This window comes from Nonomuraea sp. NPDC005650 (assembly GCF_040605375.1).
Taxonomy (GTDB): Bacteria; Actinomycetota; Actinomycetes; order Streptosporangiales; family Streptosporangiaceae; genus Nonomuraea.
The window spans coordinates 129,489-148,687 of the sequence record NZ_JBEXCR010000009.1 but is presented as its reverse complement, the minus strand read 5'-3'; the positions used below and the strand labels follow the sequence as shown (position 1 = coordinate 148,687).

Annotated in this window: 21 protein-coding genes; 12 read left to right on the top strand and 9 right to left on the bottom strand. The window is 71.2% G+C overall.

All coding sequences use genetic code 11. The annotated features are described in order from the left end of the window. Positions 1 to 11: 11 nt before the first annotated feature. Positions 12 to 356, bottom strand: a complete 345-nt coding sequence (locus ABZS69_RS17495) for a histidine triad nucleotide-binding protein (protein WP_355372889.1) — start codon at positions 354 to 356, stop codon at positions 12 to 14. A 280-nt stretch (positions 357 to 636) separates the two neighbouring features. Between ABZS69_RS17495 and ABZS69_RS17490 the strand changes: the two genes are divergently transcribed. Then, on the top strand, positions 637 to 1,149 hold the full coding sequence (locus ABZS69_RS17490) for a SigE family RNA polymerase sigma factor (protein ID WP_138671480.1): 513 nt from the start codon (positions 637 to 639) through the stop codon (positions 1,147 to 1,149). Beyond that, a complete protein-coding gene (locus ABZS69_RS17485) occupies positions 1,146 to 1,796 on the top strand; it encodes a hypothetical protein (protein ID WP_355372886.1) in 651 nt (216 codons plus the stop codon). Before ABZS69_RS17490 ends, ABZS69_RS17485 begins: the two co-directional genes overlap by 4 nt. Before the next feature lie 7 nt (positions 1,797 to 1,803). On the opposite strand, the gene ABZS69_RS17480 is transcribed toward ABZS69_RS17485, so the two are convergent. The 3 genes from ABZS69_RS17480 to hrcA are packed head-to-tail and all read right to left on the bottom strand — an operon-like array spanning position 1,804 to position 4,695. After that, the gene (locus ABZS69_RS17480) at positions 1,804 to 2,529 is read right to left on the bottom strand and encodes a 16S rRNA (uracil(1498)-N(3))-methyltransferase (protein WP_355372883.1); all 726 of its coding nucleotides are present in this window, start codon (positions 2,527 to 2,529) and stop codon (positions 1,804 to 1,806) included. Position 2,530: 1 nt separating this feature from the next. Beyond that, entirely contained in the window at positions 2,531 to 3,670 is a 1,140-nt protein-coding gene (gene dnaJ / locus ABZS69_RS17475) for a molecular chaperone DnaJ (RefSeq protein ID WP_355372881.1), read from the bottom strand. A gap of 11 nt (positions 3,671 to 3,681) precedes the next feature. Continuing rightward, positions 3,682 to 4,695: a heat-inducible transcriptional repressor HrcA gene (gene hrcA / locus ABZS69_RS17470; protein WP_355373404.1), complete on the bottom strand. Its 1,014-nt coding sequence runs from the start codon at positions 4,693 to 4,695 to the stop codon at positions 3,682 to 3,684. A gap of 524 nt (positions 4,696 to 5,219) precedes the next feature. Here hrcA and ABZS69_RS17465 point away from each other — a divergent pair. The 3 genes from ABZS69_RS17465 to ABZS69_RS17455 are packed head-to-tail and all read left to right on the top strand — an operon-like array spanning position 5,220 to position 7,209. After that, positions 5,220 to 5,711 carry a hypothetical protein gene (locus ABZS69_RS17465; protein ID WP_355372878.1) on the top strand — a complete coding sequence of 164 codons (492 nt, stop codon included), beginning with the start codon at positions 5,220 to 5,222 and terminating at the stop codon, positions 5,709 to 5,711. Between the two features lie 17 nt (positions 5,712 to 5,728). Next, positions 5,729 to 6,535 (top strand): DUF3097 domain-containing protein, encoded by an 807-nt coding sequence (locus tag ABZS69_RS17460; protein WP_355372876.1) that lies wholly within the window; start codon positions 5,729 to 5,731, stop codon positions 6,533 to 6,535. After that, complete coding sequence (locus tag ABZS69_RS17455; protein WP_355372874.1) at positions 6,532 to 7,209, top strand: DUF4870 domain-containing protein; 678 nt, start codon at positions 6,532 to 6,534, stop codon at positions 7,207 to 7,209. Before ABZS69_RS17460 ends, ABZS69_RS17455 begins: the two co-directional genes overlap by 4 nt. Here ABZS69_RS17455 and hemW read toward each other — a convergent pair. Next, positions 7,206 to 8,426: a radical SAM family heme chaperone HemW gene (hemW, locus tag ABZS69_RS17450; protein ID WP_355372871.1), complete on the bottom strand. Its 1,221-nt coding sequence runs from the start codon at positions 8,424 to 8,426 to the stop codon at positions 7,206 to 7,208. The two genes, ABZS69_RS17455 and hemW, sit on opposite strands and share 4 nt — an antisense overlap. An 88-nt stretch (positions 8,427 to 8,514) precedes the next feature. Here hemW and ABZS69_RS17445 point away from each other — a divergent pair, with 88 nt between their 5' ends. The 3 genes from ABZS69_RS17445 (at position 8,515) to ABZS69_RS17435 (ending at position 11,940) form a co-directional block, all read left to right on the top strand. Further along, positions 8,515 to 9,726 carry a styrene monooxygenase/indole monooxygenase family protein gene (locus tag ABZS69_RS17445; protein ID WP_355372868.1) on the top strand — a complete coding sequence of 404 codons (1,212 nt, stop codon included), beginning with the start codon at positions 8,515 to 8,517 and terminating at the stop codon, positions 9,724 to 9,726. A 48-nt stretch (positions 9,727 to 9,774) separates the two neighbouring features. Beyond that, a complete protein-coding gene (locus ABZS69_RS17440; RefSeq protein WP_355372866.1) occupies positions 9,775 to 11,022 on the top strand; it encodes a glycoside hydrolase family 18 protein in 1,248 nt (415 codons plus the stop codon). Positions 11,023 to 11,451: 429 nt separating this feature from the next. Next, on the top strand, positions 11,452 to 11,940 hold the full coding sequence (locus ABZS69_RS17435) for a hypothetical protein (protein WP_355372863.1): 489 nt from the start codon (positions 11,452 to 11,454) through the stop codon (positions 11,938 to 11,940). Between the two features lie 170 nt (positions 11,941 to 12,110). Here ABZS69_RS17435 and ABZS69_RS17430 read toward each other — a convergent pair whose 3' ends face one another. Next, on the bottom strand, positions 12,111 to 12,254 hold the full coding sequence (locus ABZS69_RS17430; protein WP_355372860.1) for a hypothetical protein: 144 nt from the start codon (positions 12,252 to 12,254) through the stop codon (positions 12,111 to 12,113). A 366-nt stretch (positions 12,255 to 12,620) separates the two neighbouring features. On the opposite strand from ABZS69_RS17430, the gene ABZS69_RS17425 reads away from it, so the two are divergent. Together ABZS69_RS17425 and ABZS69_RS17420 are read left to right on the top strand one after the other, a co-directional pair. Next, on the top strand, positions 12,621 to 13,514 hold the full coding sequence (locus ABZS69_RS17425) for a histidine kinase (RefSeq protein WP_355372857.1): 894 nt from the start codon (positions 12,621 to 12,623) through the stop codon (positions 13,512 to 13,514). After that, positions 13,511 to 14,215, top strand: coding sequence for a response regulator transcription factor (locus ABZS69_RS17420; RefSeq protein ID WP_355372855.1), 705 nt, complete (start codon positions 13,511 to 13,513; stop codon positions 14,213 to 14,215). Before ABZS69_RS17425 ends, ABZS69_RS17420 begins: the two co-directional genes overlap by 4 nt. An 8-nt stretch (positions 14,216 to 14,223) precedes the next feature. Here the strand turns inward: ABZS69_RS17420 and ABZS69_RS17415 are convergent, their stop codons facing one another. Beyond that, on the bottom strand, positions 14,224 to 14,466 hold the full coding sequence (locus ABZS69_RS17415) for a hypothetical protein (protein ID WP_355372852.1): 243 nt from the start codon (positions 14,464 to 14,466) through the stop codon (positions 14,224 to 14,226). 150 nt (positions 14,467 to 14,616) lie between these two features. Here ABZS69_RS17415 and ccmA point away from each other — a divergent pair, with 150 nt between their 5' ends. Both ccmA and ABZS69_RS17405 read left to right on the top strand, forming a co-directional pair. Further along, a complete protein-coding gene (gene ccmA / locus ABZS69_RS17410; RefSeq protein ID WP_355372850.1) occupies positions 14,617 to 15,240 on the top strand; it encodes a heme ABC exporter ATP-binding protein CcmA in 624 nt (207 codons plus the stop codon). A 127-nt stretch (positions 15,241 to 15,367) separates the two neighbouring features. Next, positions 15,368 to 16,846 (top strand): DUF6297 family protein, encoded by a 1,479-nt coding sequence (locus ABZS69_RS17405; protein ID WP_355372847.1) that lies wholly within the window; start codon positions 15,368 to 15,370, stop codon positions 16,844 to 16,846. Positions 16,847 to 16,850: 4 nt separating this feature from the next. Here ABZS69_RS17405 and ABZS69_RS17400 read toward each other — a convergent pair whose 3' ends face one another. Further along, positions 16,851 to 17,342 carry a GNAT family N-acetyltransferase gene (locus ABZS69_RS17400; RefSeq protein ID WP_355372845.1) on the bottom strand — a complete coding sequence of 164 codons (492 nt, stop codon included), beginning with the start codon at positions 17,340 to 17,342 and terminating at the stop codon, positions 16,851 to 16,853. A 30-nt stretch (positions 17,343 to 17,372) separates the two neighbouring features. Beyond that, complete coding sequence (gene lepA / locus ABZS69_RS17395) at positions 17,373 to 19,199, bottom strand: translation elongation factor 4 (RefSeq protein WP_355372842.1); 1,827 nt, start codon at positions 19,197 to 19,199, stop codon at positions 17,373 to 17,375.

Below are 19,199 nucleotides of genomic sequence, written 5' to 3'. Positions count from 1 at the left end.
CCCGGCCGATGTCATCCGGGCGGCCAGTTGAGGCCACGCCCGCCCAGGACGTGGGCGTGCACGTGGAAGACGGTCTGCCCGGCGCCGGGCCCGGTGTTGAACACCACGCGGTAGCCCTCCTCGGCCACGCCCTCCTGCACGGCCACGACATGGGCGGTCTTGAGCACGTCGTCGGCCAGCCCGTCGTCGGCCTGGGCGAGCTCCGCCGCGTTGCGGTGGTGCTGCTTCGGGATGACCAGCACATGGGTCGGGGCCTGCGGGTTGACGTCGCGGAACGCCAGCGTCCTGCCGGTTTCATAAACGATCTCGGCGGGAATCTCCTTGGCGACGATTTGGCAGAAGAGGCATTCGCTCACCCGGCCACCCTATCGAGACCCCCGACGTAGGGAACCCGTTGCGAATCGGTAATCCGCTGTGTCGTGCGCAGGAAGATCCACACGGTTAGGGTAAGTGTGCGACACTTCAGCAAAAAAAGAGACGATTCAGGGTCGGGCGAGCGCCACCTGGCGAGGACACGACTGGGTAATGCACCCTAAGGAACCGGGGAAACCTCAAGAACCGGAAGAGCGTAAACCCTCTGGGAAGGCCGCGCGTCCCACTGATGTGACCACCGAAACCCTTCTGGCCGACAGGTCGATGGGGGCGGTGCCGGTCGGGTGGGATGCCGACATGGCCGTGACCGCGCTCTACAGCGCGCATTTTCGGTCGTTGGTGCGTCTTGCCGTGTTGCTGGTGCGAGACACAGCAACAGCTGAGGAAGTCGTGCAGGATGCGTTCGTCGCCATCCACGGCGCCTGGCGCAGGCTGCGTGACCCCGACAAGGCACTCGCCTACCTCCGTCAATCCGTCGTCAACCGGTCCCGTTCCGTGCTGCGTCACCGCGCGGTCGTCGAGAAGTACGCACCCAAGGGCCTGCCCGACGCCCCGAGCGCCGAGAACGGCGCGATCGGCGAGCTGGAACGCTCCGCCGTCATCGAGGCATTACGGGCCCTGCCGACCCGACAGAGAGAAGCACTGGTTCTGCGGTACTACGGTGATCTGTCCGAAGCTGAGATAGCCCACGCGATGGGCATCAGCAAGGGCGCGGTCAAGAGCCACACCGCACGTGGCATGGCCGCCTTGCGATCCGTCCTGGAGAAAATGTCATGATCCAGCCCCCCGACGAGCACGGAGATCTCCTGCGCCGTGCGCTCCGCGCGGAGGCGGACGCGGTCGTGCCCTCGCCGGACGGACTGGAGATCATCCGCACCCGCATCGAGCGGCGCGGGGTCCGCAATCTGTTCTGGTGGCGCGCCGGCGCGGCCGCCGCCAGCGCCGTCCTGGTGGCGGGGACGATCGTGATGGCTGTTCCCAGCCTGCGCTCGCACATCATCGACCAGCCCGCCAAGTGGGTGGACAGCGAGACGACCTCGAAGGTCCCGTCCAACTCCTCCACCACCCGCTCCCAGGAGCCGCCGCCCAGGGAGCCGACCCACGACCAGAACCCGGTGTGGGTCCCCGAGACCCCCGCCAAGAGCCCGACGCCCCGGCCCACGAAGAGGGCGGAGTCGACGAGCAGGCCGTCGCAGACGCCCACCCCCACGGTCACCGAGTGCCCGACGCCGCCCCTGGACGAGCCGGCCGAGCCGCCGTCCGACTGCCCCACGATCTCGCCGACCCCGTCGCCGTCGCCGTCGGTCGAGGAGACGCTGCAGCCCACGACGTGCCCGGCCGACGAGTGCCCGCCCGACGACATCACCGACGCCCCGACCGACCTGGCCAGCCCGTTGGTGGACGCGTCCCACACGACGCCCTGAGAGGGCTCTACCAGCGTCCGGTACGCGTGAGCAGCACGGACGCCGCCGCCACCCCCGCCGTGGACGTACGGAGCACCGTGGGCCCCAGCAGCACGGACACCGCCCCGGCCGCCCGGAACCCGGCCAGCTCGTCCTCCGAGACGCCCCCCTCGGGCCCCACGACGACAACGATGTCGCCGGACGCGGGCAGCGCCACGCCGGACAGCGGCTCGGCCGCCTCCTCGTGCAGCACCAGCCCCAGCGCCGCGCCCGCCAGCAGTTTCCCGACCTGAGCGGTGGTGGCGGGCTCCGCGACCTCGGGCAGGTGGAACCTGCGGGCCTGCTTGCCCGCCTCCCGAGCCGTCGAGCGCCATTTGTGCAGCCCCTTGGCGACCTTGTCGCCCTTCCACTGGGTGATGCTGCGCGAGGCGGCCCAGGGCACGATCACGTCCACGCCCGCCTCGGTCATCATCTCGACCGCCAGCTCGCCCCGGTCGCCCTTGGGCAGCCCCTGGACGACCACCAGCCGCGGCCGCGGCGCCTCGACGTCGTAGCGGCGCAGCACGTCGAGCCGCAGCGCGTCCTTCAGCACCTCGCGGACGACGCACTCGGCGACCCCGCCGGCGCCGTCCGTCAGATCGATCCGCTCGCCGGCCCGCAGGCGCCGCACGGAGGCCGCGTGGCGCCCCTCCGGGCCGCCGAGCGTGAGCTCGGGCCCGTCCAGGTCCGGCGCGAGGAACACCGGGACGGTCACGTCACCTGCCGTTGAAGGCGTCGCGCAGCCGCGAGAAGAACCCCTGCTGGCCGGGGGCGAACTTGCCCGGCGGCCGCTCCTCGCCCCGCTGCTTGGCCAGCTCGCGCAGCAGCTCCTCCTGCGCGGGCTCGAGGCGGGTCGGGGTCTCGACGTTGACGTGGATCAGCAGGTCGCCGCGGCCGGACTCGTTGAGCCGCTGCACGCCCCGCCCGTACATGGTGATGACCTGGCCCGACTGCGTGCCGGGGCGGACGTCGACCTCCTCGGAGCCGTCGAGCGTCTCGACCGCCAGGATGGTGCCGAGCGCGGCCGCCGTCATCGGGATCTGCACGGTGCAGTGGAGGTCGTCGCCGCGCCGCTCGAAGATCTCGTGGGGGCGCTCGACGATCTCGAGGAACAGGTCTCCGGGCGGGCCGCCGCCGGGGCCGACCTCGCCCTCGCCGGCGAGCTGGATGTGGGTGCCATCCTCGACGCCCGCGGGGATGCGGACCTTGATCGTACGGCGGGTGCGCACCCGGCCGTCGCCGGAGCACTCCTGGCAGGGGTGGCGGATGATGGTGCCGAAGCCGCCGCACTGCGGGCACGGCCGCGAGGTCATGACCTGGCCCAGGAACGAGCGGGTGACCTGGGAGATCTCGCCGCGCCCGTTGCACATGTCACAGGTGTCGGGGTGCGTGCCCGACGCCGCCCCGGCCCCGTGGCAGACCTCGCAGAGCACGGCCGTGTCGACGACCAGCTCGCGCGTGGTGCCGAACGCCGTCTCGCGCAGGTCGAGCTCGACCCGGATGGTGGCGTTGCGTCCCCTGCGGGCACGCGAGCGCGGCCCCCTGGCGCCGGCCGCGGTGCCGAAGAAGGCGTCCATGATGTCGCTGAAGGGGAAGCCCGCTCCGAAGCCGCCGGCGCCCGCGCCTGCCCCGGCGCCGCCGAAGGGGTCGCCACCCAGGTCGTACATCTGGCGCTTGTTCGGGTCGGACAGCACCTCGTAGGCCTGCGTGATCTCCTTGAACCGCTCCTGGGTCTCAGGATCGGGGTTCACGTCGGGGTGCAGCTCGCGGGCAAGTCGGCGGTAGGCCTTCTTGATCTCGTCCTGACTGGCGTCACGGCGCACCCCGAGGGTGGCGTAATAGTCGCTGTTTGCCACTTATCGACCTCTTATGATGCAGCCAGGATCTGGCTGACGTAGCGTGCCACCGCGCGTACGGCGCCCATCGTCACTGGGTAGTCCATCCTTGTGGGCCCCAACACCCCGAGCCGGGCCAGTTGGTTGTCGCCTGAACCGTATCCGGTCGCGACCACGGATGTCCCACGCAGATAGGGGTTTTCGGAGCCGATGCGCACGGTGAGCGCGGACGGTGTGTCTGCGGATGTCTCGCCGAGCAGCCTCATGAGGACGACCTGCTCCTCCAGGGCCTCCAGCACGTCGCGCAGGCCGATCGAGAAGTCGGCGCCCGCGAGGTTGGCCGCGCCGGCGAACACGATCTTCTCGTCGTGCCGCTCGACCAGTGTCTCGAGCAGCACAGAAAGGATCGTCGCCACGACGGGCCGGTCTTCGAGAGGGAGCCGCTCGGGCAGGTCGGCGACCAGCTCGGGCACGTTGCTCAGGCCGCAGCCGTCGAGGCAGGCGTTGAGGACCGCGCGCAGGTGGGCGATGCGGGTGTCCTCCACCACCTCGGGCAGCTCGATGACGCGCTGCTCGACGCGGCCGGTGTTGGTGATCAGCACGAGCATGACCCGCCGGTCGTTCAGCGGCACCAGCTCGACGTGCCGGACCGTCGAACGCGTCAGCGTCGGGTACTGCACGACCGCCACCTGCCTGGTCAGCTGCGCGAGCAGCCGGACCGTGCGGGTGACCACGTCGTCGAGGTCGACCGCGCCGGCCAGGAAGGTCTCGATGGCCCTGCGCTCGGCCCCCGACAGGGGCTTGACCTGCGAGAGCCGATCGACGAAGAGGCGATAGCCCTTGTCGGTCGGCACGCGGCCCGCGCTGGTGTGCGGCTGGGTGATGTAGCCCTCCTCCTCCAGTGCGGCCATGTCGTTCCTGACCGTCGCCGGGGAGACCTTCAGGTTGTGGCGCTCGGCGAGCGCTTTGGAGCCCACCGGTTCGTTGGTGGACACGTAGTCTTCGACAATGGCGCGGAGCACCGCCAGTTTCCGATCGTCGAGCACGTGCTCACCTCCTGCCTCTGACATCTTAGGAACGCAACCATCTAGCACTCTGAGTTCCTGAGTGCCAAGTGTACGGCTCTCGCCCACAAGGTGCGATAACACAAGGTCGCAACCAGGCTCCTAGCTTCTTACAAGCGGCAAGTACCAGACTTGCCGACATGAGCGACAACTCCCCGCCTCCGCCGTACGGGCCCCAACCCGGCTCGCAACCCGGCCCCCAACCCGGGTCCCAGCCGGGTAACGGGCCCGGTAACGCGCCGGGTTATGGGCCGGGTCACGGGCCTGCGCCCGGCTCGCAGCCTGGCTACGGCCCTCAGCCCGGGTCCCAGCCCGGCTACGGTCCTCCGCCCGGCTATGGGCAACCGCCGCAGTACGGTCCGCCGCCGCAGTACGGGCCTCCGCCCCAATACGGCCCACCTCCTCAGTACGGACAGTACGGCCAACAACCCCAATTCCCCGCACGAATCGACTCGAAAGCCATCAAACCGCGACTTTGGTGGATCGGGCTCGTCTGGGGCATCGCCGTGGTCTGCACGATCGTGGGCGTCGTCCTGTTCACCACCGGCATCGTGAGCAGCGTGAGCAACATCGCCCCCAGCAGGACGTTCGCGTCCGGCGAAAGCGTGACGGTGCCGATCGACCCGGCGAACAAGCCCGCCGTCTACCTCTCCAGCGACACCGCCGTCCACTACGAGTGCCAGATCTCGAACGGCGCCAGGCTCGCCAGGTCGACGGGCACGCAGACGGTCACCTCCGGATCCGTCACCTGGGAGCAGATCCTCGTGATCAACGCGCCCACCAAGGGCGACTACCAGCTGTCCTGCACCACCCAGGAGCAGGCCGACGTCCGCTACGGCGTGGGCCGCGAGCTGACCTCGGCCGCGGGCGGCATCGCCGGCGGGGTGCTGGCGCTCCTCCTGATCCCCGGGGCGGGGCTGCTCGTCGCCATCGTCGGCACCGTCGTCGTCCTGGTCCGCCGCAGCGGCGCGCGCAAGCGCCTTGCGGTCAGCGGGTGATTTGCTACGGTCCCCGTGTGTACGAGGGCGATGTGCTGGCGGGGAATTGGCGGCGGCCGGGCAAGGGCAAGATCCCGAAGGTGCCGGCCGAGACGGACCTCGTCGTGGAGGACGCGGACAGCGGCTTCTGCGGCGCGGTGGTGGCCTGTGACAAGGAGGCCGTCACGCTCGAAGACCGGTTCGGCAAGCGCCGGCTGTTCCCGCTCGCGCCCGCCGCGTTCCTGCTGGAGGGCAGGCCCGTGACGCTGGTACGCCCGACGGCGGCCCCCGCCGGGCCCAGGCGCAGCGCGTCGGGCTCGATCGCCGTGGAGGGGTTGCGGGCGAGAGTCGCCCGGGAGAGTCGCATCTATGTGGAGGGCGTGCACGACGCCGCCCTGGTGGAGAAGATCTGGGGCCATGACCTGCGGGTCGAGGGGGTCGTGGTCGAATATCTGGAGGGCGTGGACCATCTGCCTGACATCGTGGCGGAGTTCGGCCCCGAGCCGGGGCGCCGGCTGGGGGTGCTGGTGGACCACCTCGTGCCCGGCTCCAAGGAGAGCAGGATCGCCGCCGAGATCACCTCGCCGGACGTGCTCGTCGTGGGGCATCCGTACATCGACATCTGGCAGGCGGTCAAGCCGTCCGTGCTGCGCATCCCCGCCTGGCCCTCGGTGCCGCGCGGGGTGCCGTGGAAAGAGGGCGTCATCGCGGCCCTGGGCTGGCGGATGGAGCCCGCGGAGGCGTGGCGGCGGATTCTCGGCGCCGTCTCCACGTACACAGACCTGGAGCCCGAACTGCTCGGCCGGGTCGAAGAACTGATCGACTTCGTTACGGAGGCACCATGAGCCAGGACCCGCCGCAACCGGCGCCCGACGACGACGCCACCCGCTTCGTCCCCCCGTCGAGCATCCCGCCCGGCCAGGGCTCCGGCCCCCAGCAGCCGGGATACGGGCAGCAGCCCGGCTCCGAGCCCGGTTACGGTCAGCAGCAGTGGTCCCAGCCGGGGTACGGGCAGCAGCCAGGATCCCAGCCCGGCTACGGCCAACCCGGCTATGGGCAACCCGGCTACGGCCAACCCGGCTATGGGCAACCTGGTTACGGCCAGCCCGGTTACGGCCCCGCGCCGCAGCAGCAGCCCGGCTACGGGTACGGCGTCCCTCCGGGCGAGCCGTACGTCCCCGGCAGGTTCGGCCCCCGCCCCGGCACCGACGACACCACCATGGCGATGCTCGCCCACCTGCTCGGCCTGCTGGTCTCCTGGGTCGGCCCGCTGATCATCTACCTGATGAAGAAGGACGAGTCCCCCTACGTCAGGGACCAGGCGGCGGAGGCGCTCAACTTCCAGATCACGATGTTCATCGGGTATGTGATCTCGGGCATCCTGGTGATCGTCTTCATCGGCGTGCTCCTGCTGCCGGTCGTCTGGATCCTGTCCCTGATCTTCCACATCCAGGCCGCCATAGCCACCAACAAGGGCGAGCCGTACCGCTACCCGTTCGCCGTCCGCCTGATCACCTAGACCAGCAGATCCCTGATCAGGGCGTCGGCCAGCAGCCGCCCCTGGAGCGTGAGCACCATGAGGCCCGACCTGAACGACCCGGGCTCCAGCAGGCCGCGCGCCAGGGCGCTCGCCACGGCCGGGCGCGCGTCCGGAGCCACCTCGGCCAGCGGGTAGCCGGACGACAGCCGCAGCTCCAGCATGAGCCGCTCGGCCGCCCGGTCGTCGTCGCCGAGCACCTCGCGCGCGTGGGCGGGTGAGGTGCCGGCGGCCAGCCGCTGGGCGTAGGCGGCCGGATGTTTGACGTTCCACCAGCGGGTGCCGCCGACGTGACTGTGGGCGCCGGGGCCGGCGGCCCACCAGTCGCCGCCGGTCCAGTAGAGCAGATTGTGGCGGCAGCGGGCCTGCTCGGAGGTGGCCCAGTTGGACACCTCGTACCAGTCGAACCCGGCCTGCGACAGCAGCTCGTCGGCGATCTTGTAGCGGTCGGCGGCCACGTCGTCGTCGGGCATGGGCAGCTCGCCGCGCCTGATCCTGGCCGCCAGCCGGGTGCCGTCCTCGACGATCAGCGAGTACGCCGACACGTGGTCGGGCCGGGCCTCGATCGCGGCGGTCAGCGAGGCCCGCCAGTCGTCGTCGGACTCGCCGGGCGTGCTGTAGATGAGGTCGAGGTTGACGTGCTCGAACCCCGCCCGCCTCGCCTCCTCGACGGCCGCCGCCGCCCTGCCGGGGGTGTGGCGGCGGTCGAGCACCTGGAGCACGTGCTCGCGTGCGCTCTGCATGCCGAAGCTGACCCGGTTGAAGCCGCCCTGGCGGAGCTTGTCGAGGTAGGCCGGGTCGACGGACTCGGGGTTGGCCTCCGTGGTCACCTCGGCCCCCGGCCTCAGCCCGAACTCCGAGTCGATCGCGGCCAGGATCCTGGCCAGGTCTTCCGGCGGAAGCAGCGTGGGCGTACCACCGCCGAAGAACACCGTCTCCACCGGCAGCTCGGCCGGGCCCAGGACGCGGCGCGCGAGGCGGATCTCCTCGACGACCGTGTCCGCGTAGTCCCGGTGCGAGGCGCCGGGGCCCAGCTCGGCGGCGGTGTAGGTGTTGAAGTCGCAGTAGCCGCAGCGGGTCACGCAGAACGGCACGTGCACGTAGAAGCCGAACGGACGCTCGCCGAGGCCCCTCAGGGCGCTGTCGGGCAGCTCGCCCGAGGTGGGCACGGGGTCGCCGTCAGGCAGGGTGGATGGCACCCCTTCAGTTTGCCGGGTGCACGGGGGTGCTATCGAACCGCAATCCCCGAGAGGTTCACTGTCGCCATACCGGCCCGAAGGGGTTTATATGGCAAGCATCGGCATCGTGGGCGCGGGGATCTCGGGGCTGACCCTCGCCCTGCGCCTGCAGCAACTCGGCGTCGAGGCCACGCTCTACAGCGAGCACGACGCCGGCTCCATGCGCTCGGGACGGCTGCCCAGCACGGTGGGCAGGATGGGGCACACCCAGGCGCGGGAGCGGGAGCTGGGCAGCGAGCACTACCGGGATCCCGGCTGCCTGATGGCATCCGCCGGGCTCTCGATCAAGGGGGATCCGCCGCTGGAGTTCCTGGCCAGGGTCTCCGAGCCGTTCCACGCGGTCGACTTCCGGCTGCTGCTGCCCGCGTACCTGGACGATCTCACCGGCCGGGGCGGCGAGGTCGTGGTCACCGGCGCGACCCCGGACGCGGCGCAGGTGGACCGCTGGTCCCGGGAGCACGAGCTGATGGTGGTGACGGCCGGGCGGCGCTCGGTGGCGGAGCTGTTCCCGCGCGACCCAGCGCGCTCGCCGTTCGACCGGCCGCAGCGCGTCCTGACGGCCGGGTTGTACGGCGGTCTCGACCTCGGCCCCATGTTCAGCTACAACATCTCCCCCGGCTGCGGGGAGATCTTCCGCATGCCGATCATGACCAGGCACGGCGTGGTCTCCAGCGTGCTGGTCGAGGCGGTCCCCGGCGGGCCGCTGGAGCCGATCTCCCGCCTGCCCGCGGCCGAGGTCGCCGGCGAGCTGGCCGGGCTGCTCGCCGAGCACGCCCCGCGGCTGGCCGAGCGGATGGGCGAGGACTTCGAGCTGCTTGGCGAGGACGACCTGCTGCAGGGCGCGATCACACCGGTCGTCCGCGAGGCGGTGGCCGAGCTGCCCAGCGGGCGGATCGCGCTGGCCGTCGGGGACGCCTGGATCACCAACGACCCGCTGACCGGCCAGGGCGCGAACCTGGGCTCGGCCTGCGCCTGGATCGCGGCCGACGCCATCGCGGCGGGCGGCCCGTACGACGCCGCCTTCGGCCGCGCCACGGCGGAGCGGATGTGGGAGGCGGCGGCGCCGGTCACCGACTGGACCAACGCGTTCCTGCGGCCGCCGGCCGCGCACGTCATGGCCCTGCTGCTGGCCGCCACGACCAGGCAGGACCTGGCGGACCTGATCCTCGACCTGTTCTCGAACCCGGCGTACGCGTGGGCGGTGCTGTCGAGCCCCGAGGAGGTGGCGCGGATCGTTGACGACGGCGGGTCGTCGCTCTAACTTATAGGAAAGTTTCTTATAAGATAGAGTTCCCCCGGGAGTCGCCCCGTGAAGAAGACGATCCTCCTCGCACTCTCGCTCTTACTCGGCTGCACGGCCATCTCCGCGCCCGCCGAGGCCCGCACCGGCTTCAAGCGGGTCGCGTACTTCATCCAGTGGGGCGTCTACGGGCGCAATTACCACGTCAAGGACGTGGACACCACGGGTGCCGCGGCCAAGCTCACGCACCTGAACTACGCGTTCGGGTTCGTGAACGCCGAGGGCGCCTGCTACTCGGCCGACCCGTGGGCGGACTGGCAGCGGCCCGTACCCGCCGAACAGAGCGTGGACGGCGTGGCCGACGCGCCCGGCCAGGCCCTGAACGGCAACCTCAACCAACTACGCAAGCTCAAGGCCAAGCACCCGGGGCTCAAGGTGCTGATCTCGCTGGGCGGCTGGACCGGGTCCAAATACTTCTCCGACGCGGTCCTCACCCCCGAGTCCCGCTCCGCGCTGGCCCGCTCGTGCATCGACCTGTGGCTGCGCGGCAACCTGCCGGACCTCCCCGCGGGAGCGGGAGCCGGCGTGTTCGACGGGATCGACCTGGACTGGGAGTGGCCGGGCTCGTCCGGCGCCGAGGGCAACGTCATCCGGCCGGAGGACCGGCGGAACTTCACGCTGTTCGCCGAGGAACTGCGGGCGCAGCTGTCCGCCTTCTCCTCGGGCGCGCAACTCTCGGCCTTCCTCCCGGCCGCGGCGGCCAAGATCGACGCCGGGTTCGAGGTGCGGCGGGTGTTCAAGGCCCTCGACTTCGCCACCGTCCAGGGGTACGACCTGCACGGGACGTGGGAGGCGCAGACCGGGCACAACGGCAACCTCTTCACCGATCGGCGCGACCCGAACCCCGTCCGCTACAGCGTGGACCAGACCGTACGCGACTACCTGTCCCGCGGAGCGCCCGGCCGCAAGCTCGTGGTCGGCGTCCCCGCGTACGGCCAGGGCTGGACCGGCGTCACCGGCGGCGGCGACGGCCTCTACAAGCCCGCCACCGGACCCGCCGCCGGAAAGTGGGGGCCCGGGACGGAGGACTACAAGGACCTGATCACCAAGCCCGGCAAGCGCTACCGGGACCTGCGCACCGGGGCTGTGTGGCTGTACGACGGGAACGAGTTCTGGTCGTACGACGATCCGGCGGTGCTGGTGCAGAAGGCGGCGTACATCCGGCTCAAGGGCTTGGGCGGCTCGATGATGTGGTCCATCGACCAGGACGACGCCCGCGCCTCCCTCACCTCAGCCCTGTACTCGATCCTCCACTGACCCAAGGGGCCGGGCACACCCCCACCCCGGCCCCACCTCCAACCCCATCCGCCAACCCACCACCACTCACCACCCGCCTGGACAGCCACACGCCAGACGGCCACACGCTGGACGGCCACACGCTGGACGGCCACACGGCGGACGGCCACACGGCGGACGGCCACACGGCGGACGGCCACACGGCGGACGGCCACACGGCGGACGATCACACTCCGGACCGTCGCATGGCGGACTGCCACACGGCGGACCGCCGCGCACCGGACCACCGCACCACCGCACCACACCACCGCACCACCGGACCGCCGCACCACCGGACGGCGGCGGGCAGTCGCGGGGCCGCCCACCTCGATCTCCACCCCAGGGTGGAGATCCGCCCACTCAACCCTCGGGCCGATCCGGTACGCCCCGCCGATCCCTACGGTCAAACCCGTGGAACCCATACTGATCTCCTTCCTCATCCCCCTCGCCGTGGTGTTCGTCGTCTATCGCCAGATGCAGACCCGCCCCACGGAAAGGCGAGGCATCCTCTACACCGCCGCCGCCATGATCGTCATCGGCATCGCCTCAGGCGGGGTCGTCGACTCCCGGCACCTCGTACTCAGCCTCTGCCTGGCCCTGGTGGAGGCCGTCATCGCCGTCGCGCTGGGCGTGTGGCGCGCGACGACCGTACGGGTGTGGCTGGACGACTCCGGCGTCTCCTGGTCGAGGGCCACGGGCTGGACCATGCTGGTGTGGCTGGTCTCGGTCGCCGTCCGCGTCGGCCTGTACTTCGCCGGAGCCGCCCTCGGTCTCGAACTCTCCACCAGCGGAGTCCTGCTGTTCGTCGGCCTCACCATCGGCGCCCAGTCCTACGTCGCCGCCCGCAGGGGACGTGCGCTTTCGAGCACGGTCAGGCGACCGGATACCGTCGTGGGGTGATGCGTGCGCCGTACGGAATCGCCCTCGCGTTGCAGCTCGGGGCGATCGTGCTGCTGATCGTGGCCCAGATGGGAGCAACCCCCGCGCCAGGCCTGACCGGCACCCCGCTGGCGGTCACCCTCCTGACCGCCGGCCTGGGCCTCACCCTGCTCACCACCCTGTTCCTGTCACTACGCGACCGACGCGCCCGTCACGAGGCCCAGCGTGAGGCCCGGCGCGAAACCCCACGCAAGGTCCAACCAGGTGCCCAGCACGAGATCCAGCCAGATGCCCGGCACGAGACCCCACGCGAGGTCCAGCCGGATGCCCGGCACGAGACCCAACTGGAGGCCCGAAGCGGGCCCCAGCCCGAGGCCCAGCCCCAGGCCCGAATGCTGAGCCAGCCGGAAGTCGAGCGGGAGGCCCAGCGGGCAGGCAGCCCGCTGACGCAGCCGTCGGCACCGGCCAACTCACCTCATCGGTCGGCGCCATCCGGCCCAACACAGCCGCAACCACCGATACCGGGTAATGGCCCGACGGTGCCGGACAGTGGCCAGGCAGTGCCGCACGGCGGCCAAGCGGTATCAGGTGGCGGCCTGGCAGTGTCGGGCAGTGGCCGAGCGGCGTCGGGCAGTGCCTCGGAGGAGTCGGGCGGTGGCCGGACGGTGCTGGGGGCTGCGCGGTCCGTTCAGGTCTTTGGGGTGCCTGTCGCGTTGATCGCGCTCGCCCTGGCCGTGGTGCTCTCCATCGCCCTCGGCACCCTGACCGACGGCGGTGCCGCGATCGGGGCTCTGCTCGTCTGCGTCAGTCTGGCCGTGACCCGCTTCCCCCTGCGCCAGGCGCTGCCCATCGGCCTGCTGGCCGTCGGGGGCCTGGTCGTGGCAGGTGAGATCGCCGGCAACCCCGCCCAGGACCTCCCTCTCATCCTCAGCACCTGCCTGATCTTCCTGGTCTCATATGCGGCCAAACAGCGCAGGGCCACCAGAGCCGCCGAGGCGCGGGAGGCCGTGCTCGCGGAGCGGGCCAGGATCGCCAGGGAGATCCACGACATCCTCGCCCACTCCCTCTCGGCCCAGCTCGTCCACCTGGAGGGCGCCAAGCTGCTGCTTCGCGCCGAGCGCACGGCCGAAGCGCTCGACCGGGTCACCCGGGCCCGCGACCTGGCCAAGTCGGGGCTCGACGAGGCCAGGCGCGCGGTGCAGGCGCTGCGCGAGGACCCGCCCCCGCTCCCCGTGGCCCTGCGCACGCTGGCGGAGGACTTCGAGAGCACCACCCACCAGGTCTGCACGCTGCGCGTCTCCGGCCACGAGCACCGCCTGTCGCCGGAGACGGAGCTCGCCCTGGTCCGCACCGCCCAGGAAGCCCTCACGAACGTACGCCGCCACGCCCCCGGCAGCCCGGCCACGGTGGAGCTCGAGTTTGACCGGCTGTGGTGCGATCTGCGCATCACCAATCCGGCCTCCGCCGAGAAGGGCTCGCCCGGGGGCGGCTACGGCCTCGTGGGCATGCGCGAACGCGCCGAGCTGATCGGCGGGACGCTGTCGGCGGGCGAACACGGCGGCGGCTTCCAGGTGCACCTGAAGGTGCCGGCATGAGCGGAGGCGCCCGGATGACCAGGGTCATCGTGGTGGACGACCAGGCCGTGGTGCGTGAGGGCCTGGTGCTGCTGCTCGGGCTGCTGCCGGACATCGAGGTGGTCGGCTCGGCCGGCGACGGCGAGGCGGCGCTGCGGCTGGTCGGGGAGCAGCGGCCGGACGTGGTGCTCATGGACCTGCGCATGCCCCGCATGGACGGCGTGGAGGCCACCGGCCGCATCCGCGCCGAGTTTCCGGACACGCAGGTCGTGGTGCTCACCACGTACTCGGACGACGAGTCCGTCTTCGCCGCGCTGAGAGCGGGCGCGCGCGGCTTCCTCACCAAGGACGCGGACGCCGACGACATCGCCAGGGCCGTCGCCACGGTGCAGCGCGGCGACGCCCAACTCGACCCCACCGTCCAACGCCGCCTCCTGGACACCATGTCGGCGCCCACGAGGCAGACCCAGGCCACAACCGGAAACACCCCTCCTCCTGGAACCGTGCGTGACGGGCTCCCCGCCGGACTGACCCCGCGCGAGGGCGAGGTGCTGGCTCTCATCGCCGACGGCCTCTCGAACACCGAGATCGCCACCCGCCTCTACATCTCGGAGGCCACCGTCAAGACCCACATCAACAACCTCTTCGCCAAGGCGGGACTGCGCGACCGCGCCCAGGCGGTCTCCTACGCCTTCCGGCACGGAGTGGCACGCCCACAGTGAGCCGGCGATCAGGGCTGCCTGAGCTGGGACTCGCTGTCGAACCCGGCCAGCTGTAACAACGTCTCCAGCGCCGCCTGCCTGGTCTCCTCGACGGAGTCACCCCGTTCGCCGAAACACTCCGCCGCCACGTCGAGCAGCGCCGCCACCACGACCGCGTCGGGATAGGGCACATCGACGAGCACCTTGCCGTCGCCTCCCTCCTCCTCCGAAACCAGGTGGAGCCTCAGCAGCCGGCGAGTCTCCTCAGCCACAGCGACCCCCAACACGGCGGCACGCTCGAATCGCTCAGAAGCAATCACGTCACCCTCCAGTCGCACTGGTGTTCGGAATAGAAGGTAGGCGATGGCACCGACAGAAAACCGTCGCGATCATCCGGCCACTCGACTGGCTAGGCTCGAACCGTGTACGACTCGATCATCAACGTTCACGCACTCACGGTCGAACTCGGCGGCAACCCCGTGCTCCGGGACATGGAGCTGACCGTGGCACCGGGCGAGATCGTGGCGGTCGTCGGCCCGAACGGGAGCGGCAAGTCGACCCTCCTGCGCTGCCTCGCCGGGCTCCAGCCCGCGACGTCCGGCCAGGTCAGGGTGTTCGGGGAGGCGCCGGCCGACGACGCCGCCTTCTGGCGCCGGGTGGCTATGCTCGGCGACGAGCCCGCCTGGTATCCGGGGCTCACCGCCCGCGAGCACCTGGAGCTCATGGGAGCCGTCCACGCCGAGGCCCGGATGACGGTCGAGGCGGCGCTGGAGGTGTTCGCACTGGTGGAGCGGGGCGACGCGTCCCCGCTGAACCTGTCCACCGGGCAGCGCCAGCGCCTCTCCCTGGCCTCCGCGCTGCTCAGGCCGAGCACGTTGCTACTACTCGACGAGCCGGAGCGCGGCCTGGACGCCGGCTTCCGCACCCGGCTGGCCGACCTGCTCGACGAGTACGCGGACGAAGGGGGCACCGTGGTCATGGCCACGCACGACCCCGGCCTGGCCACCCACGCCCGCCAGATCTCGCCGTCGGGGGTGGACGCATGAGTGGAGCCGGTGCACCCCCGCCAGGCTTCACCGCCGGGCGCCTGCCCGTCGGAAGGGCGCGCATGGACGAGGCCTGGGACAGGGGGCGGGCGCGCCTCCGCCGGGTCTCGCGGTCGGAGGTGAGCGCATGAGCGGGACCGTGGGCAGTGTACGGGCGGTGCGGGGGTATCTCCGATCGCGCGGCCGGACCCGCGCCGGCCTGCTCGATCGGTACGTCGCCGGGTTCGGGCTGGCGATGCTCGCCGCCGTGCTCGGCCAGCCGCTCTCCACCCTGTTCCAGGGGCTGGCCGGAGCGGCCGGCCCCGCCCGCATGAGCGCCGGCACGGCCCTGCTCGCCTTGGCGCTGGCCGGGTTCCTGGCCGCGGCCCGCGCCGCCGGACCCGTGATGTTGCCGGCCGCCGACGCCTCCTGGCTGCTGCCCTCGCCCCTGAACCGCCGCCACCTGCTCGGACGCACCGCTCGGGTGCTGGCCGTGGTGGCGGTCGCGGCCGGGCTGCTGCTCGGGCTGGGGCTGATCGCCGTGCTGGGCGCGCCCGACCAGCTCGTGTGGCGCCTGCTCGGCGCGCTGGCGCTGGGCGTCTCGGCGACCGCGGGCGGGATGGCGCTGGCGGTGCTGGGCCAGGCGTCCCAGTCGTGGCAGGTCTGGCTCACGTCCGCGATGGTCGCGCTGCTGGTGGTGGCCGTCGTGACCGTCAGCGGCCAGTTGCGTACGGTGCTCGCCGTCGCCGCGAGCGCTCCCCTGCCCGCGGTGGCCGTCGCCGCCGCCGCGGCGACGGCGCTCTCCGCCCTGCTGGTACGCCAGGCGTGGGCGTCACTCGACCGGATCCCCACCCGTACGCTCGTCACGGCCTCGACCCGGGCGGGTCACGTCGCGAACGCGGCCGTCGGCCTCGACCCCGACGCGCTCACCTGGATAGCGGAGGACAACCACTGGCGGGCCAGGAAGCTCCGCTCGCGGCCGTGGCCGTCGCTGCCCGCGCCCTTCGCGCTGGCGTGGCACGACTGGCGCCGGGTGGGCCGCAGGCCAGGGCGGCTGGCTGTCATGTTCGCGATGTCGGCGTTGCCTGCCGTGCTGGCGCAGGCGGGCGGTGCTCCGGTGACGCTCGGGGCGGCGGTGCTGGCGGGTTCGCTGGCCGTGGCGGTGGTGAGCGTGTCGGGGGCGCGCAGGGACAGCGACAATCCCGCCCTGTCCCGGCTGATCGGCATAAGACGCCGTCACGCGCTCGCGGCCCGCGCGATGCTGCCCATGTTGCTGAGCGGCGCGTGGGCGACCCTGGCGCTGGCCGGTCTGAGCGTGAGCGGCGCGCTGCCGGGAGCCTGGCTGTTCGGGCCGCTGATGGCCCCCGCGCTGGCCGCCGCCGCGCTGCGGATGGCCAGGAGGAGTCCGGTCGACCACTCCATGCCGATCATCGACACCCCGGGCGGCGCGATCCCGACCGGGCCGCTGCGCTGGGCGTTCACCGGGGTGGACCTGGCCGTGCTCGGATGCCTGCCCGCCGTGGCCGCGCTGCTGTCCCCGCCTGGCCCGCTGGGCGGATTCCTGGCTGCTCAGGCCGCCGTGAGTGCCCTGGTGCTGGTGGGATACGTGGTCCGCAGCCGCGAGTAGGGCCTCAGGCCACGTACACGATGCTCGGGACGCCCCCGTACGGGATCGTCCGGTCCTTGCGCATGCCCGCCCGCTCCGCCACCTTCAGCGACGCCAGGTTGCCGGGCTGGATGACCGCGACGACCGTCCCGAGCCGCTTGCCGACCAGCAGCGCCGCCTCCACGAGCTCGCCCGCGTACCCGTGGCCCCAGGCGGACGGCCGGAACCGGTAGTAGAGGTTCAGCACCTCGTCCCCGCCGACGATCGCCCGGCGCAGCCCCCCGAACCCGAGCACCTCCAGCCCGCCGATCGCCCGCGCGGCCCAGTAGCCGATGCCGCGCTCGGCCCAGTCGGCGAGCCACAGGTCCAGCATGGCGCGGCTGGACACCAGGTCGACCGAGGGGCCGCCGGGGTTGTACACGTTGGTCAGGGGGTCGGAGTGAAGCTCATGGACAGCGGTCAGATCGTCGAGCGTGACCCGAGAAAGGACCATGCGCGCGGTTTGCACCACTTCCATGCTTTCAGGGTAGTCGCAACCCCGAAAGCGCTACTTCTTCTTGTCGGTGGACGACTCCGTGGACAGCGCGGCGACGAAGGCCTCCTGGGGGACCTCCACGCGCCCGACCATCTTCATCCGCTTCTTGCCTTCCTTCTGCTTCTCCAGCAGCTTCCGCTTGCGGGAGATGTCACCGCCGTAGCACTTGGCCAGGACGTCCTTGCGGATGGCGCGGATGTTCTCGCGGGCGATGACCCGGGCCCCGATGGCGGCCTGGATCGGCACCTCGAACTGCTGCCTGGGGATCAGCTCGCGCAGCTTCTTCGCCATGTCGACGCCGTAGGTGTAGGCCTTGTCCTTGTGAACGATGGCGCTGAACGCGTCGACCGCCTCGCCCTGCAGCAGGATGTCCACCTTGACCAGGTCGGCCTCCTGCTCGCCCGCCGGCTCGTAGTCGAGCGAGGCGTAGCCGCGGGTGCGCGACTTGAGCTGGTCGAAGAAGTCGAAGATGATCTCGCCCAGCGGCAGCGTGTAGCGGATCTCGACGCGGTCCTCCGACAGGTAGTCCATGCCGAGGAGCTGGCCGCGCCGCCCCTGGCAGATCTCCATGATCGCCCCGATGAACTCGGACGGCGCCAGGATCGTCGACTTGGTGACCGGCTCGAAGACCTGCGCGATCTTCCCGCCCGTGGGGAACTCCGACGGGTTGGTGACGGTGAGCTCCTTGCCGTCCTCCATGACCACGCGGTAGACCACGTTGGGCGCAGTGGAGATCAGCGACAGGCCGAACTCACGCTCCAGCCGCTCCCGCACGATCTCCATGTGCAGCAGCCCCAGGAACCCGACCCGGAACCCGAACCCGAGCGCCGCCGACGTCTCCGGCTCGTAGACCAGCGCCGCGTCGTTGAGCTGCAGCTTGTCGAGGGCCTCGCGCAGCTCGGGGTATTCGTCGCCGTCGATCGGATAGAGGCCCGAGAACACCATCGGCTTCGGATGCTCGTAGCCCGCCAGCATCTGCTGGGCCGACTTGGCCGCCGTGGTGACCGTGTCACCCACGCGCGACTGACGGACGTCCTTGACGCCGGTGATCAGGTAGCCCACCTCGCCGACGCCCAGCCCCAGCTCGGAGACCTTGGGCTCGGGCGAGATGACGCCGATCTCGAGCGTCTCGTGGGTGGCGGCGGTGGACATCATGAGGATGCGCTCGCGCTTGCCCAGGTGGCCGTCCACGACGCGCACGTACGTGACGACGCCGCGGTAGGTGTCGTAGACGGAGTCGAAGATCAGCGCCCGGGCCGCCGCGTCGGCCTGGCCCACGGGGGCGGGGATCTCCCGGACCACGTGGTCGAGCAGCTCGCGCACGCCCTCGCCGGTCTTGCCCGAGACCCGGAGCACGTCGGACGGGTCGCAGCCGATCAGCCCCGCCAGCTCCTCGGCGAACTTCTCCGGCTGCGCCGCCGGCAGGTCGATCTTGTTGAGGACGGGGATGATGTGCAGGTCGGCGTTCATGGCCAGGTAGAGGTTGGCCAGCGTCTGCGCCTCGATGCCCTGGGCCGCGTCGACCAGCAGGATCGCGCCCTCGCACGCCTGCAGCGACCTGGACACCTCATAGGTGAAGTCGACGTGGCCGGGCGTGTCGATCATGTTGAGCACGTGGCCGTCCCACGGCAGCCGCACGGCCTGCGACTTGATCGTGATGCCCCGTTCGCGCTCGATGTCCATCCTGTCGAGGTATTGGGCACGCATGGAACGATCGTCGACCACGCCGGTGATCTGCAGCATCCGGTCGGCAAGGGTTGACTTGCCATGGTCGATGTGCGCGATGATGCAGAAGTTGCGGATCAACGCGGGGTCGGTCTGGCCAGGCTGAGTGCGCAC

What these genes read in the sequence shown, in the direction of transcription:
- ABZS69_RS17455 (WP_355372874.1), top strand. Translation starts at nt 6,532, where the DNA reads ATGAGCCAGGACCCGCCGCAACCGGCGCCCGACGACGACGCCACCCGC.
- ABZS69_RS17485 (WP_355372886.1), top strand. Translation starts at nt 1,146, where the DNA reads ATGATCCAGCCCCCCGACGAGCACGGAGATCTCCTGCGCCGTGCGCTC.
- ABZS69_RS17445 (WP_355372868.1), top strand. Translation starts at nt 8,515, where the DNA reads ATGGCAAGCATCGGCATCGTGGGCGCGGGGATCTCGGGGCTGACCCTC.
- ABZS69_RS17420 (WP_355372855.1), top strand. Translation starts at nt 13,511, where the DNA reads ATGAGCGGAGGCGCCCGGATGACCAGGGTCATCGTGGTGGACGACCAG.
- ABZS69_RS17405 (WP_355372847.1), top strand. Translation starts at nt 15,368, where the DNA reads ATGAGCGGGACCGTGGGCAGTGTACGGGCGGTGCGGGGGTATCTCCGA.
- ABZS69_RS17490 (WP_138671480.1), top strand. Translation starts at nt 637, where the DNA reads ATGGGGGCGGTGCCGGTCGGGTGGGATGCCGACATGGCCGTGACCGCG.
- ABZS69_RS17400 (WP_355372845.1), bottom strand. Translation starts at nt 17,342, where the DNA reads ATGGAAGTGGTGCAAACCGCGCGCATGGTCCTTTCTCGGGTCACGCTC.